The organism is Atlantibacter hermannii, assembly GCF_009907385.1.
In the GTDB taxonomy this organism is placed as follows: Bacteria; Pseudomonadota; Gammaproteobacteria; order Enterobacterales; family Enterobacteriaceae; genus Atlantibacter; species Atlantibacter hermannii_A.
Window position 1 is genome coordinate 1 of sequence record NZ_JAAATR010000027.1, and the last position, 15,099, is coordinate 15,099.

Sequence of the window (15,099 nt, forward strand, 5' to 3'; positions counted from 1 at the left end):
AGCCAGAACGGTAGTGATGGCAGCGGTCAGGGTAGTTTTACCGTGGTCAACGTGGCCGATAGTACCAACGTTGACGTGCGGTTTTGTACGTTCAAATTTTTCTTTAGACACGGCTATATTCCTTACTATAGTGCTCTCCCCAACAGGAGAGAGCACGGGACATTAGTTTTAACCCCGGGGCTTACTTGCCACGAGCTTCAATTACGGCCTGAGCAACGTTGTTCGGCGCATCATCATACTTCAGGAATTCCATGGTATAAGATGCACGACCTTTGGTCAGAGAACGCAGCTGAGTTGCATATCCGAACATTTCAGACAGCGGAACTTCAGCGTGGATCTTAACGCCAGTAACGTCAGATTCCTGACCGCGCAGCATACCACGACGACGGCTCAAGTCACCGATAACGTCACCGGTGTTCTCTTCCGGCGTTTCTACTTCAACCTTCATGATCGGCTCAAGCAGAACAGGTTTCGCTTTCTTAAAGCCTTCTTTAAAGGCAATAGAAGCGGCCAGTTTAAACGCCAGTTCAGAGGAGTCAACGTCATGGTAAGAACCGAAGTGCAGACGAATACCCATGTCTACTACCGGGTAACCTGCCAGCGGACCAGACTTCAGCTGCTCCTGGATGCCTTTATCAACGGCAGGGATGTATTCACCAGGAATTACACCACCTTTGATGTCGTTAACGAACTCATAACCTTTCGGATTTGAGCCCGGCTCCAGCGGGTACATGTCGATAACGACATGACCGTACTGACCACGACCACCAGACTGCTTAGCGTGTTTACCTTCAATATCGGTAACTTTCGCGCGAATCGCTTCGCGGTAAGCAACCTGAGGTTTACCTACGTTAGCTTCAACGTTGAACTCGCGCTTCATACGGTCAACGATGATGTCCAGGTGCAGTTCGCCCATACCAGCGATGATGGTCTGGTTAGATTCTTCGTCAGTCCATACGCGGAATGACGGGTCTTCTTTAGCCAGACGGCCCAGAGCCAGACCCATTTTTTCCTGGTCAGCTTTGGTTTTCGGTTCTACGGCGATGGAGATTACCGGCTCAGGGAATTCCATACGCTCCAGAATGATCGGGTTGTCCGGATCACACAGAGTATCACCTGTAGTCACATCTTTCAGACCGATTGCAGCCGCGATGTCGCCAGCGCGAACTTCTTTGATCTCTTCACGCTTGTTAGCGTGCATCTGAACGATACGGCCAAAACGCTCGCGAGCGGATTTCACAGAGTTCAGTACGGTATCACCAGAGTTAACCACGCCAGAGTACACGCGGAAGAACGTCAGGTTACCCACGAACGGGTCGGTCGCGATTTTGAACGCCAGTGCAGAGAACGGCTCGTCATCGCTAGCGTGACGCTCAGCCGGAGTATCTTTACCGTCGTCCAGGATGCCGTTGATCGCAGGAACGTCAGTCGGTGCCGGCAGGTAATCGATTACCGCATCCAGCATTGCCTGAACACCTTTGTTCTTAAATGCAGAACCACAGGTTACCAGGATGATTTCGTTGTTCAGAACGCGCTGACGCAGAGCTTTCTTGATTTCTTCCTCGGTCAGCTCTTCGCCGCCCAGGTATTTTTCCATCAGCTCTTCAGAAGCTTCAGCAGCAGATTCGATCAGATTCTGGTGCCATTCTTCAGCCAGGTCCTGCATATCAGCCGGGATATCTTCATATTCGAAGGTCACGCCCTGATCCGCATCGTTCCAGTTGATGGCTTTCATTTTCACCAGGTCAACAACGCCGGTGAAACCTTCTTCAGCACCAATCGCCAGTTGCAGCGGAACCGGGTTCGCGCCCAGACGGGATTTGATCTGACCAACAACTTTCAGGAAGTTCGCACCCATACGGTCCATTTTGTTAACGAACGCGATACGTGGAACTTTATATTTGTTTGCCTGACGCCATACGGTTTCAGACTGCGGCTGAACACCACCAACTGCGCAGTAAACCATTACCGCACCGTCAAGAACACGCATGGAACGTTCTACTTCGATGGTGAAGTCAACGTGGCCCGGGGTGTCGATGATGTTTACACGATGCGGTTCATACTGCTTAGCCATACCAGACCAGAACGCAGTAGTCGCTGCGGAGGTGATGGTGATACCACGCTCCTGCTCCTGCTCCATCCAGTCCATGGTAGCGGCGCCGTCATGAACTTCACCGATTTTATGGTTTACACCGGTGTAGAACAGAATACGTTCGGTAGTAGTGGTTTTACCGGCGTCGATGTGTGCACTGATACCGATGTTACGGTAGCGTGCAATGGGTGTTGTACGAGCCATTTGATTCCTCGTTTATTGCATTAGGCGTTCAGATTAAGTTAACCAGTGCGGGCAACCCAACTGAAGCGCCCGCCTGGTGACTATCATTCCGAAGGGATTACCAACGGTAGTGTGCGAACGCCTTGTTGGCTTCTGCCATACGGTGAACGTCTTCACGTTTCTTCACTGCAGTACCTTTGTTGTCTGCAGCGTCAGTGAGTTCGTTCGCCAGGCGCAGAGCCATGGATTTATCACCGCGTTTACGAGCAGCTTCAACGATCCAACGCATTGCCAGGGCATTACGACGGACCGGACGAACTTCAACTGGAACCTGATAAGTAGAACCACCTACGCGGCGGGACTTAACTTCGACAGTCGGACGAACGTTGTCCAGCGCGACTTCGAATGCTTCCAGTTCAGATTTACCAGAGCGTTGAGCCAGGGTCTCAAGAGCACTGTATACAATTGCTTCTGCAGTAGATTTTTTACCATCTACCATCAGGATATTCACAAATTTAGCCAGCAGTTCTGATCCGAACTTCGGATCCGGCAGAATTTTACGCTGACCAATGACGCGACGACGTGGCATGGAAATACTCCGTTGTTAATTCAGGATTGTCCAAAACTCTACGAGTTTAGTTTGACAGTAATATAAAACGTTTGGCCTTACTTAACGGAGAACCATTAAGCCTTAGGACGCTTCACGCCGTACTTGGAGCGAGCTTGCTTACGGTCTTTAACGCCGGAGCAGTCAAGCGCACCGCGAACGGTGTGGTAACGAACACCCGGGAGGTCTTTAACACGACCGCCACGGATCAGGATCACGGAGTGCTCCTGCAGGTTATGACCTTCACCACCGATGTAGGAAGTCACTTCAAAACCGTTAGTCAGACGAACACGGCACACTTTACGCAGAGCGGAGTTCGGTTTTTTCGGAGTGGTGGTATATACGCGAGTACATACGCCACGTTTTTGCGGGCATGCTTCCAGCGCCGGCACGTTGCTTTTTGCAACTTTGCGAGAGCGTGGTTTGCGTACCAGCTGGTTAACTGTTGCCATTAAATAGCTCCTGGTTTTAGCTTTTGCTTCGTAAACACGTAATAAATCGACCTCATATAATATGAGGACGCAGAATTTTATGGCTCTGTCGAAAAGGAGTCAAGAAATATACAGCGATCTCAGGCTACCAGTTCATCTGACCAGGGTGCGTCATGGCTAATCTGACGAAGTCATTATAGCTAACCCTGCCGATATCGGTCGAAATTTGAGCGCTCAAACCTCTCGCAACAATGTCATTTTCCAGCGCGTAAAGGGATATGGGGGCCTGCTGCAATAATTCAAGGAAGGTCGTGCCTGCGATACCGGCCACCACGCCATCCTGAATCAGCAAGACATCATCGCCGGGCGCAAGCATCCGCAGGAAGCCTGTGAAATCCATCTGCCATGGCGAGCGCGTTAAGGTATGCAGCATTGAAACCTCAGAAACGTAAAATCACATCGTACTGGTTAAGCGCGTCCCGCAGGCGCGCGCTGTCCAGGGCTTCTGCCTCCACGACAAACTCGCTGGCGTCCGGGTCCAGTCCGCGCTCGCGCAACGAATCGGCGCAAAGCCAGCAGTTCTCGATATCATAGAGCGCCAGCAGTTTGAAGGTGGCAATATAGTCGCGGGCCAGGATCTCGCCGGGCTGTTGGCCTGCCAGGATTTGAAAAACACCGTCGCCAATAAAGAAAACGCCCAACTCATCGCTGAGCGCCGATGTCGCCAACAGCGCATCCAGCCCTTCACGCCCTGCTGAAGCACCATGGGGGACGGAGGAAAAAACAAACGCGACACGGTTCATTAGAATTGCACCATACGATCGCTGGTAAGCGCCGCTTCAGCCAGTGCGCCAAGGCCGCTTAACGTAAACCCCGGCTGCAGATTAGCGCCAGGCAAATTGAGTTGCTGCGCCTGTTCGTCGTCGGTGATGCCGCGTCGTAACGCTGCCGCGACGCAAATATGCAGCGCCACGCCCTGTTCTTCACTCAGGCGCTGCCAGGCGCGTACCATATCAAACTCATCGCTGGCAGGGGACGTCAGTTGGTTGGCGTTATAAACGCCTTCCCGATAAAAGAAGACGCTTTCCACGCGATGCCCTTCCTCTATGACAGCTCTGGCGAATTGATAAGCGCTGCTGGCTTGCTGCGTGCCATACGCCGGGCCGGTGACCATAAGCGCAAAACGCATCAGCGCTCTTGCCCGGTAAAATCGCCGCTCTTGAACTGGCGAATATAGAGATACACCGTGTGTTTGGAGATGTTTAACCGATCGGCGACCTGGTTGATAGCGTCTTTAATATCGAAGATGCCTTTTTCATAAAGGTTGAGCACAATCTGGCGATTCTTGGCATTGTTGGAGACGTTGCGATCCGCGTTAACTTCTTCAATGGTGAATTCCAGCGTCTGCATCACCAGATCTTCCACCGAGGAGGCGAAGTTCACCGAGGAAGGCACTTCCTGATCCTGGGTTTCCGGCGGCACAAATGTGCTCATAATCTGCGAAAACGGCACGTCGAGATTCATATTGATGCACAACAGGCCGATTACCCGCTGATCCCGGTTACGAATAGCGATTGTCACTGACTTCATCAGTACGCCGCTTTTGGCGCGGGTGAAATAGCACTTCGAGACGCTACTGTCGGCACCGGTCATATCATGCAGCATACGCAGCGCCAGGTCGGTTATCGGCGAGCCAATTTTTCGCCCGGTGTGTTCGCCGTTCGCGATGCGGATGGCGGAGCATTTTAGGTCCTGCAAAGAGTGCAACACGATTTCGCAATGTGAGCCAATCAGCATGGCTAACCCGTCCACTACCGCTTCATAGGATTTGAGAATATCGAAATCAGTTTGATCAAAAGGACGCTGGTCCAGTAAATCAAGTTCACTGGTCTCGTTAGTTAAAAGCGAATTGGACATGAAAGAATACCACCCTATACATAGAGCCTGTCGTATTTCGGTGTCAGGGCAGACTCATCACTCAGTTGTTACGCAAACAGATAAAGTAATACAGCGTCAGACGTGTTTTCCAGTGTTAATTATACCCGTCATCTTTCGGGTTGCCTGCGCCATGGCCTGCAACATAACGGACAATGACCCTGCGGCAAATAAAAAACCGCCGCCTGGCAGGCGGCGGTTTCAAACTCTTGCTTATTTCTTAGCGTCGTCGCCAGCAGCGGCTTTCTCATCTGCTTGCGGCGCGGCATCGGCTTTCGGAGCCGGTTTAATGTCCAGCAGCTCTACGTCAAACACCAGGGTAGAGTTGGCAGGAATGCCCGGTACGCCATTTTTACCGTAAGCCAGCTCAGGTGGGATGACCAGCTTGATTTTGCCGCCTTTCTTGATGTTTTTCAGGCCCTCAGTCCAGCCTGGGATCACACCGTCAAGACGGAAAGAAAGCGGCTCGCCGCGGGTGTAAGAGTTATCAAACTCTTTACCGTCGACCAGCGTCCCTTTGTAGTTAACCACAACGGTGTCGCTGTCTTTAGGCGCTTCGCCAGTACCGGCTTTTTCTACTTTGTACATCAGGCCGGTAGAGGAGGTTTTCACACCTTTTTCTTTGGCGAAAGTATCGCGATAGGCTTTGCCTTTATCGGCGTTTTCTTTCGCGTCTTTTTCCATCTTCTCTTGCGCGGAAGCTTTCACACGCGCTTCAAACGCCTGGAGAGTCTGCTCAATTTCCTGATCGGAAAGTTTGCTCTTATCAGCAAATGCATCCTGAACACCGGCAATCAGCTGTGCTTTATCTAATTTGATGCCCAGCTTTTCTTGTTCTTTTAATGAGTTCTCCATGTAACGGCCCAGTGAAGCACCCAGCGCATAGGCTGATTTCTGGTCATCGTTTTGGAATGCTGATTTGCTCTCGGCAGTTGCAGCAGGCGTGGCCGCAGGTGCAGCAAACGCAGGGGCATTCAGAGCAACGGCTAGGGTGGTCGCCAGCAGCGTGACTTTAAACAGTGATTTCATCCATTTCTCCAGAACCGAGGCCTCTCACCCCGGTTTAATATCAGCAAAGAGGCTTACTATAACGTCGCGGAAGAAATCTACACAATCTTCGGGAACGTTATAGGATCAAATTGAGACTATTTTTGTATGCAGAAGTTTCATCCCCGGTAATTCACCGCTGCAAACATCCTGTTTTTTCGCGTAAAATCACAAACGTGTTTAAACGCTGTCAGAGAGGGTAGTCATGCAGCATCTATCGACCGAACAACGGCTGGCAGAGCTTGAAAGTCGTCTTGCATTTCAGGAAATTACCATCGAAGAGTTAAACCAGACGGTAACGGCCCATGAGCTGGAGATGGTTAAGCTGCGGGAGCATCTGCGGTTATTAGTGGAAAAGTTGAAGGCCACACAACCTTCGATGGTCGCGCCGCAGTCTGAAGAAACGCCCCCACCGCATTATTAAGAGCAATAAAAAAGGCAGCCAGGCTGCCTTTTTCGTTTTCGCATTTAGTGGCAACCGCAGCCACCGTTGCCGCCGCAACCGCCTTTGCCGTGCTCGTGGCCGTGGTCATGACCATGGCCGTGACCGCCGCAGCAGCCGTCATGACCGTGGTCGTGATCGTGGTCATGGCCGTGCGCGCCGTGAACGTGGCCATGAGCCAGTTCTTCTTCGGTCGCTTCGCGGATCGCGACAACTTCGACGTTGAATTTCAGATTCTGGCCAGCCAGCATGTGGTTGCCGTCAACCACAACGTGATCGTCTTCCACCTCAGTAATCTCAACCGGAACCGGGCCCTGGTCAGTTTCAGCCAGGAAACGCATGCCAACCTGCAGTTCGTCAACGCCCAAGAAGACGTCTTTCGGTACGCGCTGCACCAGGTTTTCGTCATACTGGCCGTAAGCGTCGTTGGCGCCCACAGCAACGTCGAATTTATCGCCGACGTCGTGGCCTTCCAGCGCATTTTCCAGACCGGAAATCAGTGAACCATGACCATGAAGATAGTCCAGCGGTGCACTCACCGGAGACTCATCCACCAATACACCGTCTTCTGTACGTACCTGATAGGCCAGGCTGACCACCAGGTCTTTTGCTACTTTCATGATATCTCCTGAGCGTGGAAAAATTTCTGGCGCCGATTGTAACGGAAATCGACGCCTGTGTACCCCTAAGCTTAAAAAAAGCTGACCGATCGCGCTAGTCGGGATGGAAAATCCCGATGACTTGCTCTTGCTCGCGCACATGCGACTGGGCAGATTTATCCGCCTCGCGCATTTGATGGCCGCACTTAACGCATTCAACAATATCGACATTATTTTCGCGCCACATCGCCAGCGAATCTTGCGCCTGGCAGGACGGACAAACCGCCCCGGCTATGAATCTTTTTCGCACTGACGTACCTCGTTGTTACTCAAATTCATCCCAACCATCAAATTGCCGCCGCTCCTGCTGCATTTCACGCTGGAAGATCTCTTCCAGTTCGCGGCGAGCTTCGCGCACGCGGGATATCTGCGCGGTATCGGTATGGATTGGCATTAATTCCCGCAGCATACGCATATCCAGCCGACGAAAATGCAGTTGCGCGCGCTGTGCCTGATGGGGATGCAGCCCCACCGATATTAACGCTTTGCGGCCAAGTTCAAGCGCACTGGAGAACGTCTCACGGGAAAATTGCGTCACGCCTGCCTGCAGCAGTTCGTGGGCCTCAACGCGCCCCCGCGCACGGGCTAAAATCGCCAGATGGGGAAAATGCTGTTGGCAAAGGTGCACAATCTTTAGGGTATCTTCCGGCTCATTACTGGTAATGACAATGGATTTTGCTTGTTCTGCCCCGGCAGAACGCAAAAGCTCGAGTTGTGTCGCATCCCCGTAGTAAACCTTGTAACCGTATTTGCGCATCAGGTTGACGCTGCTAATGTCGCGCTCCAGCACCGTTATACGCATTTTGTTCGCCATCAGTAAGCGCCCAATCACCTGACCGAAGCGCCCAAAGCCCACCACAATCACCTGCGGTTTATCATCTTCAACCCAGGGTTGCTCATCCCCATCTTCTGGTTCATTGAACCGGCGCGCCAGATGCTTATCAATGCGCTTCATTAATAGCGGCGTGGTCATCATCGACAGCGTCACGGTGACCAGCAGCAACGCCATCTGATCCCCCTGAAACAGCCGCTGCGATGAAGCCGTTGAAAACAGCACAAACGCGAATTCGCCGCCCTGGCTGAGCACGCCGGAAAATTGCAGCCGTTCTGAATTACGCAACCCGTAGAGATGGGCGAGGCCATACAGTACCGCTATTTTCACCGCCACCAGAATGGCAACGCCCGCCACCACCAGCAGGATATGGGTGTACAGCACGCCCAGGTTGAGCGCCATGCCGACAGAGATAAAGAACAGCCCCAGCAAGAGGCCCTTAAAGGGGTCGATGGCGATTTCCAGCTCATGGCGGTATTCGCTTTCCGCCAGCAGGATCCCGGCGATAAACGTTCCCAGCGCCATCGACAGACCTAGCGCGTCCATAAACAGCGCCGAGCCCAGCACCAGCAACAGGGTCGCGGCGGTAAACACCTCGCGCACCCCGGAACTGGCGATGAAGCGAAACACCGGGCGCAGCAGATAGCGGCCGCCAATCAACATCCCGGCAAACGCCAGCACCTTGAGACCCACTTTAGTCCAGTCAAGATGCTCATCGGCATTGCCTGCCAGCAGCGGCACCAGCGCCAGCGCCGGGATCACCGCCAAATCCTGGAACAGTAACACTGAAAAGCCCAACTGCCCGGACTCGCTGCGGTTCATGCCTTTTTCACGCATGAGTTGCAGCGCCATCGCGGTAGAAGACATCGCCAGGCCAATCCCGCCGACAATCGCCGCCTGCCAGGAGAAATGAGTGAGCATCAGCAACACCGCCAGGATCCCCGCGCTAAGCAATACCTGCGCCGCCCCCACGCCGAAAATTGAACGCCGCAGCTGCCACAGTTTCGCCGGGTTCAGCTCCAGTCCGATGATAAACATCAGGAACACCACGCCAAGCTCTGAGAAATGCAGGATCTCATCGACGTCGCTGATAAACCCTAACCCCCACGGGCCGATGGCGATCCCCGCCAGCAAATAGCCCAGCACCGCGCCAATACCTAAACGCGCCGCCAGCGGCACCGCGACGACCGCCGCGAATAAAAACAGCACGCCCGCTAACAACAAATCCGCGCCTTCCATTACCGACCTCCCGGGATGCGCGGCGAGGCCAGCCATTCGCCATAGGCCCTGGCGTGGCTTTCCAGTTCTGCCAGCGCCTGCCGGCGCGCCCAGTAAACAATCATTGGCGAGAGCCACTGCATATGGCACATGGCCGCCGTCAGTTCGAAGGGACGAAGAATTTCACTGAGAGAGTAGCGATTAAACCCATCACCGCGATACGCGCCTTCCGGCTCGCCGGTAGTGATGACGCTACGCCAGTACTTTCCCGCGAGCTGATTTCCTCCCGGTCCACTGGCAAAGCCGCGGCTGAGCACCCGGTCGAGCCACTCTTTGAGCAACGCGGGGCAGCTGTAGGTATAAAGCGGGTGTTGAAACACAATGACGTCGTGCGCCAACAGCAACGCCTGTTCACGCGGGATATCGATAAAAAAGTCGGGATAGTGCGCATAGAGATCGTGCACGGTAACATTTGCAAGTTGCGAAGCCGGCTTAAGCAGAACGCGGTTTGCCACCGAGTCCTGGGATTCCGGATGGGCATACAGCAGCAACACTTTCGCTGTGTCTGACATCATTCCCCTCCCGGGCGTAAAACTTTTCTCTTTCTGACGGACACGCAACGGCCTGCGCCGCCGATCTTCTTGCCGCAATGGCGCAGCCAGAATGATTTTGTGTATCGTCTTCTTTTTGGGCTACCATTGCGGCCCGGTGCGGCAAATCGCCCACACCTTACATTATCATAATGACAAATTAACATAGTCAGAACATACGGCGCTCTATGATTGTATTCTCCTCGTTGCAAATTCGTCGCGGCACACGCGTACTGCTGGATAACGCGACCGCTACCATCAACCCTGGCCAAAAAGTCGGCCTGGTGGGTAAAAACGGCTGCGGTAAATCTACCCTGCTGTCGCTGTTGAAAAGCGAAATCACCGCCGACGGGGGGAGCCATACCTTTCCGGGCAACTGGCAGTTAGCCTGGGTGAATCAGGAAACCCCTGCCCTTGCCGTCCCGGCCATTGAATACGTGATCGACGGCGATCGCGAATACCGCCAGTTTGAGCGCGAGCTGAACGATGCCAACGCGCGCAACGACGGTCACGCCATCGCCGCCGCGCATGGCAAACTCGACGCCATCAGTGCCTGGACCATTCGCTCCCGCGCCGCCAGCCTGCTACACGGCTTAGGTTTCAGCAACGAACAGCTCGAGCGCCCGGTCAGCGACTTCTCCGGTGGATGGCGGATGCGCCTTAACCTGGCGCAGGCATTGATTTGCCGTTCCGACCTGCTGCTGCTCGATGAACCAACCAACCACCTCGATTTAGACGCGGTTATCTGGCTGGAAAAATGGCTGAAAAGCTATCAGGGAACGCTGATTTTGATCTCTCACGACCGTGACTTCCTCGATCCGGTGGTGGATAAAATTATTCATATCGAGCAGCAGACGATGTTCGAATACACCGGCAACTACAGCTCCTTCGAGCGCCAGCGCGCCACGCGTCTCGCGCAGCAGCAGTCGATGTATGAAAGCCAGCAGCAGCGCGTGGCGCACCTGCAAAGCTTTATCGACCGTTTTAAAGCTAAAGCCTCGAAAGCGAAGCAGGCCCAGAGCCGTATCAAAATGCTCGAGCGTATGGAGCTGATTCTGCCCGCGCACGTCGATAATCCGTTCCACTTCAGTTTTCGCGCCCCGGAAAGCCTGCCCAATCCGCTGTTGAAAATGGAAAAAGTGAGCGCGGGCTATGGCGATAAAACGATTCTCGACTCCATAAAACTTAACCTGGTCCCGGGATCGCGCATCGGACTGCTGGGCCGTAACGGCGCGGGTAAATCGACGCTGATTAAACTGCTGGCGGGCGAGCTGGCCCCAATGCAGGGTGAGATTGGCCTGGCGAAGGGCATCAAGCTCGGCTATTTCGCCCAGCACCAGCTGGAATTTTTGCGCGCCGATGAGTCGCCGCTTCAGCACCTGGCGCGTATCGCGCCGCGCGAACTGGAGCAGCAACTGCGCGATTATCTCGGTGGTTTTGGTTTCCAGGGCGATAAGGTCAGCGAGAACACTGAACGCTTCTCCGGCGGCGAAAAAGCGCGGCTGGTGCTGGCGCTGATTGTCTGGCAGCGCCCTAACCTGCTGCTGCTCGATGAACCGACAAACCACCTCGATCTGGATATGCGCCAGGCGCTCACCGATGCGCTGATTGAATTTGAAGGCGCGCTGGTGGTGGTCTCGCACGACCGTCATTTACTGCGTTCCACCACGGATGATTTATACCTGGTGCACGACGGCAAAGTGGAAGCCTTTGACGGCGATCTGGAAGACTATCAGAAGTGGCTGAGCGACCTGCAAAAGCAGGAGAGCCAGCCAACGGAAACGGCGAAAGAGAACGCCAACAGCGCCCAGTCGCGTAAAGATCAGAAGCGCCGCGAGGCGGAGTTGCGCGCCCTGACGCAGCCGCTGCGCAAAGAGATTATGCGTCTCGAAAAGCTAATGGAAAAACTCCAGCAGCAGTTGGCGGACGTGGAAGCGCAGCTTGGCGACAGCGCGCTGTACGATCAAAGCCGTAAGGCCGACTTAACAGACTGTCTGCAACGTCAGGCCAAAACCAAAGCCGACCTGGAAAATTGCGAAATGGAATGGCTGGACGCTCAGGAGCAGTTAGAGCAACTGCTTGAGGAATCATAAACACTGACGCCCTTCATTAAACAAGTTCGCGAGAAGGATCCCTACAAAACATGAACCTGTGCTATGGCTGAAATAACTCCTGCGGATTTAACCGGCAATCACGAGACGTCGCGCCATTTTCGGCCTATGCCGGGGGCGCGCAATCCTCACCTGCAAACCATGCTGCCGCGTATTCTGCGGCGGCGGCTTCAGTTCACCCCGGTGTGGCAGCGGCTCGATACTCCGGACGGCGATTTTGTCGATCTGGCCTGGAGCGAAGATCCCCAACAGGCGCGCCATAAGCCCCGGCTGGTCATTTTCCACGGTCTGGAAGGCAGCCTGAATAGCCCATATGCCCACGGTTTAATCCAGGCGGCGCAAGCCCGCGGCTGGCTGGGAGTCGTGATGCATTTCCGGGGATGCAGCGGTGAACCGAATCGCATGCACCGGATTTACCATTCCGGCGAAACGGAAGATGGCCGCTGGTTTCTGGAGTGGATCGCCCGGCAGCTTGGCGAACAGCCAACTGCGGCGGTGGGCTTTTCCCTTGGCGGCAATATGCTGGCCTGCATGCTGGCGAAATATCCGCAGCTGCCGGTCAACGCGGCGGTGATTGTGTCCGCACCGTTTGTGCTGGAGCACTGCTGCTACCATATGGAAAAAGGCTTCTCCCGGGTCTATCAGCACTACCTGTTGAATCTGCTTAAGGCCAATGCCTCGCGCAAGCTGCTGGCTTATCCGGGCACGCTGCCGGTGGATTTAACCCAACTGAAAAGCATTCGCCGCCTGCGCGAGTTCGACGATCTGATCACCTCAAAAGCTCACGGCTTCAATGACGCGATCGATTATTACCGGCGCTGTAGCGCGATGCCGCTGCTGCCGTCGATTACCCAGCCTACACTTATCATTCATGCGCAGGACGATCCGTTTATGGATAGCCACGTTATCCCGGACATCGCTCAGTTGCCTGCCAATATCGAATACCAGCTAACCGAATATGGCGGGCATGTGGGATTTGTGGGCGGTACGACTCTGCGCCCGACAATGTGGCTTGAGGCGCGCATTCCCGACTGGCTCACACCTTATCTGGATAAACCATGATTATTCCCTGGCAATCCCTCGACCCGGAAACGCTTGAAAACCTCATCGAAGCTTTTGTCTTGCGGGAAGGCACCGATTATGGTGAACATGAACGCTCGCTCAGCGATAAAGTCTCGCAGGTAAAGCACCAACTGGAACGCGGCGACGCGGTTCTGGTATGGTCGGAACTGCATGAAACGGTCAATATTATGCCGCGCGACCAGTTCCGGGGCTGATCCGTTCGCTGAACAATAAAAATGACTGGCGGCTTATCAGAGCGCCAGAACGCATTCGCCTTGCGCGGGTCTTATCTTCACGTCGCTACCCTAAGGAGTTGTTCCGCTATGTCTGCCCAACATCCGATCATCGCCGTAACCGGCTCCAGCGGGGCCGGAACCACCACGACCAGCCTCGCCTTTCGTAAGATATTCGCCCAGCTCAACCTGCATGCTGCCGAAGTAGAAGGGGACAGTTTTCATCGCTATACCCGCCCGGAGATGGATATGGCGATCCGCAAAGCCCGCGACGTGGGTAAACACATCAGCTATTTCGGGCCGGAAGCTAACGACTTTGGCCTGCTTGAGCAAACCTTTCATCAGTACGGCCAAACCGGCACCGGGCAGTCGCGCAAATATCTGCATACCTATGACGAAGCCGTGCCGTGGAACCAGGTACCGGGCACCTTTACGCCCTGGCAACCGCTGCCTGAACCAACCGACGTGCTGTTTTACGAAGGGCTGCACGGCGGCGTGGTCACCCCGCATCACGATGTGGCGCGCCATGTGGATTTACTGGTGGGCGTGGTGCCGATCGTCAATCTGGAATGGATCCAAAAGCTCATCCGCGACACCAGCGAACGCGGGCACTCCCGTGAAGCGGTGATGGATTCGGTGGTGCGCTCAATGGAGGACTACATTAACTTCATCACGCCGCAGTTTTCCCGCACCCACATTAACTTCCAGCGCGTACCAACCGTAGACACCTCAAACCCGTTCGCCGCCAAAGCAATCCCGTCGCTGGATGAGAGTCTGGTGGTGATTCACTTCAGGAACCTGGAAGGGATCGATTTCCCCTGGCTGCTGGCCATGCTGCAGGGTTCATTCATTTCCCACATCAATACATTAGTGGTGCCTGGCGGGAAAATGGGGCTGGCGATGGAGCTGATTATGCTGCCGCTGGTGAAAAGAATCATGGAAGGGCGAAAAATATAAGGCGGCAACGCCGCCTTAACAAAGCGTCTTTAACCTTCAATCACTTCGTAGGAATGGGTGACATTAACCGCCTTTTCCAACATCAACGCCACTGAACAATATTTCTCTGCGGAGAGATCCACCGCACGGGACACCGCCGCGTCTTTTAACGCTTTACCGGTCACGATGAAATGCAGGTTGATATGGGTGAAGTAGCGCGGCGCTTCTTCACGGCGCTCGGAGGTCAATTTCACTTCGCAGTCGGTGATGTCATGACGCCCTTTCTGAAGGATCGACACCACATCAATCGCGCTGCAGCCGCCCGCCGCCATCAACACCATTTCCATTGGGCTGGGCGCTTTGTCGCCAGAGTTGCCGTCCATTAAAACCTGGTGTCCGGAAGCGGACTCACCGAGAAAAGTTAACCCTTCAACCCACTTCACTCTTGCCTGCATTTTGGTTACTCCAGCGTTTCAAAATTACTGACAGATTACGCGGCTGTAACAAAACGCGCAACGGATGAGAGCCAGGTCAAGCTGAAACGAGACAATAGGAGACACCCACGTAAAGCTATGCTAAAACAGTCGGATGCTACAGCGATACATTGATGTAATGCATGTGTGCATACGACCACACCTATTACAGGCCACAGGACGTTAAAGGCCCCTTCTCCGGCCAGGAGAAGAGACGATTGCAAAAACCCAGAGGGTTATTATTGTTG

19 protein-coding genes are annotated in these 15,099 nt (G+C 54.1%); 5 read left to right on the forward strand and 14 right to left on the reverse strand.

What is annotated here, in order from left to right:
- From GV764_RS08570 to fkpA, 9 genes are all read right to left on the reverse strand, one after another.
- The coding region (locus GV764_RS08570) for a GTP-binding protein (RefSeq protein ID WP_001336758.1) at window positions 1–111 on the reverse strand (111 nt) is incomplete at its 3' end.
- A gap of 70 nt (window positions 112–181) precedes the next feature.
- Window positions 182–2,296 (reverse strand): elongation factor G, encoded by a 2,115-nt coding sequence (fusA, locus tag GV764_RS08575; protein WP_161659783.1) that lies wholly within the window; start codon window positions 2,294–2,296, stop codon window positions 182–184.
- 97 nt (window positions 2,297–2,393) lie between these two features.
- On the reverse strand, window positions 2,394–2,864 hold the full coding sequence (rpsG, locus tag GV764_RS08580) for a 30S ribosomal protein S7 (protein ID WP_002436307.1): 471 nt from the start codon (window positions 2,862–2,864) through the stop codon (window positions 2,394–2,396).
- Between the two features lie 95 nt (window positions 2,865–2,959).
- Window positions 2,960–3,334: a 30S ribosomal protein S12 gene (gene rpsL, locus GV764_RS08585; protein ID WP_002436309.1), complete on the reverse strand. Its 375-nt coding sequence runs from the start codon at window positions 3,332–3,334 to the stop codon at window positions 2,960–2,962.
- Window positions 3,335–3,458: 124 nt separating this feature from the next.
- The gene (gene tusB / locus GV764_RS08590; protein ID WP_161659784.1) at window positions 3,459–3,746 is read right to left on the reverse strand and encodes a sulfurtransferase complex subunit TusB; all 288 of its coding nucleotides are present in this window, start codon (window positions 3,744–3,746) and stop codon (window positions 3,459–3,461) included.
- A 7-nt stretch (window positions 3,747–3,753) separates the two neighbouring features.
- Window positions 3,754–4,116, reverse strand: coding sequence for a sulfurtransferase complex subunit TusC (gene tusC / locus GV764_RS08595; RefSeq protein WP_161659785.1), 363 nt, complete (start codon window positions 4,114–4,116; stop codon window positions 3,754–3,756).
- On the reverse strand, window positions 4,116–4,502 hold the full coding sequence (gene tusD / locus GV764_RS08600) for a sulfurtransferase complex subunit TusD (protein ID WP_161659786.1): 387 nt from the start codon (window positions 4,500–4,502) through the stop codon (window positions 4,116–4,118). Before tusD ends, tusC begins: the two co-directional genes overlap by 1 nt.
- Window positions 4,502–5,230, reverse strand: coding sequence for a helix-turn-helix transcriptional regulator (locus GV764_RS08605; protein WP_125292517.1), 729 nt, complete (start codon window positions 5,228–5,230; stop codon window positions 4,502–4,504). The genes tusD and GV764_RS08605 overlap by 1 nt, the downstream gene beginning before the upstream one ends.
- A 231-nt stretch (window positions 5,231–5,461) precedes the next feature.
- Window positions 5,462–6,277, reverse strand: coding sequence for an FKBP-type peptidyl-prolyl cis-trans isomerase (gene fkpA / locus GV764_RS08610; RefSeq protein ID WP_161659787.1), 816 nt, complete (start codon window positions 6,275–6,277; stop codon window positions 5,462–5,464).
- A 223-nt stretch (window positions 6,278–6,500) separates the two neighbouring features.
- Here fkpA and GV764_RS08615 point away from each other — a divergent pair, with 223 nt between their 5' ends.
- Window positions 6,501–6,719 carry a protein SlyX gene (locus GV764_RS08615; RefSeq protein ID WP_161659788.1) on the forward strand — a complete coding sequence of 73 codons (219 nt, stop codon included), beginning with the start codon at window positions 6,501–6,503 and terminating at the stop codon, window positions 6,717–6,719.
- 44 nt (window positions 6,720–6,763) lie between these two features.
- Here the strand turns inward: GV764_RS08615 and slyD are convergent, their stop codons facing one another.
- From slyD to kefG, 4 genes are all read right to left on the reverse strand, one after another.
- Window positions 6,764–7,357, reverse strand: coding sequence for a peptidylprolyl isomerase (gene slyD / locus GV764_RS08620; RefSeq protein ID WP_161659789.1), 594 nt, complete (start codon window positions 7,355–7,357; stop codon window positions 6,764–6,766).
- A 94-nt stretch (window positions 7,358–7,451) separates the two neighbouring features.
- Complete coding sequence (locus tag GV764_RS08625) at window positions 7,452–7,646, reverse strand: YheV family putative zinc ribbon protein (RefSeq protein ID WP_125292521.1); 195 nt, start codon at window positions 7,644–7,646, stop codon at window positions 7,452–7,454.
- Between the two features lie 15 nt (window positions 7,647–7,661).
- Entirely contained in the window at window positions 7,662–9,467 is a 1,806-nt protein-coding gene (gene kefB / locus GV764_RS08630; protein WP_161659790.1) for a glutathione-regulated potassium-efflux system protein KefB, read from the reverse strand.
- Window positions 9,467–10,018, reverse strand: coding sequence for a glutathione-regulated potassium-efflux system ancillary protein KefG (kefG, locus tag GV764_RS08635; RefSeq protein ID WP_161659838.1), 552 nt, complete (start codon window positions 10,016–10,018; stop codon window positions 9,467–9,469). Before kefG ends, kefB begins: the two co-directional genes overlap by 1 nt.
- A gap of 206 nt (window positions 10,019–10,224) precedes the next feature.
- Here kefG and GV764_RS08640 point away from each other — a divergent pair, with 206 nt between their 5' ends.
- From GV764_RS08640 to GV764_RS08655, 4 genes are all read left to right on the forward strand, one after another.
- Window positions 10,225–12,129: an ABC transporter ATP-binding protein gene (locus tag GV764_RS08640; protein WP_161659791.1), complete on the forward strand. Its 1,905-nt coding sequence runs from the start codon at window positions 10,225–10,227 to the stop codon at window positions 12,127–12,129.
- Window positions 12,130–12,192: 63 nt separating this feature from the next.
- Window positions 12,193–13,209 carry a hydrolase gene (locus GV764_RS08645; protein ID WP_161659792.1) on the forward strand — a complete coding sequence of 339 codons (1,017 nt, stop codon included), beginning with the start codon at window positions 12,193–12,195 and terminating at the stop codon, window positions 13,207–13,209.
- A complete protein-coding gene (locus tag GV764_RS08650) occupies window positions 13,206–13,424 on the forward strand; it encodes a YheU family protein (RefSeq protein ID WP_125292526.1) in 219 nt (72 codons plus the stop codon). Before GV764_RS08645 ends, GV764_RS08650 begins: the two co-directional genes overlap by 4 nt.
- A 108-nt stretch (window positions 13,425–13,532) precedes the next feature.
- Complete coding sequence (locus GV764_RS08655; protein WP_125292527.1) at window positions 13,533–14,399, forward strand: phosphoribulokinase; 867 nt, start codon at window positions 13,533–13,535, stop codon at window positions 14,397–14,399.
- Window positions 14,400–14,428: 29 nt separating this feature from the next.
- Here GV764_RS08655 and GV764_RS08660 read toward each other — a convergent pair whose 3' ends face one another.
- Window positions 14,429–14,833 carry an OsmC family protein gene (locus GV764_RS08660; protein WP_161659793.1) on the reverse strand — a complete coding sequence of 135 codons (405 nt, stop codon included), beginning with the start codon at window positions 14,831–14,833 and terminating at the stop codon, window positions 14,429–14,431.
- Window positions 14,834–15,099 lie beyond the last annotated feature (266 nt).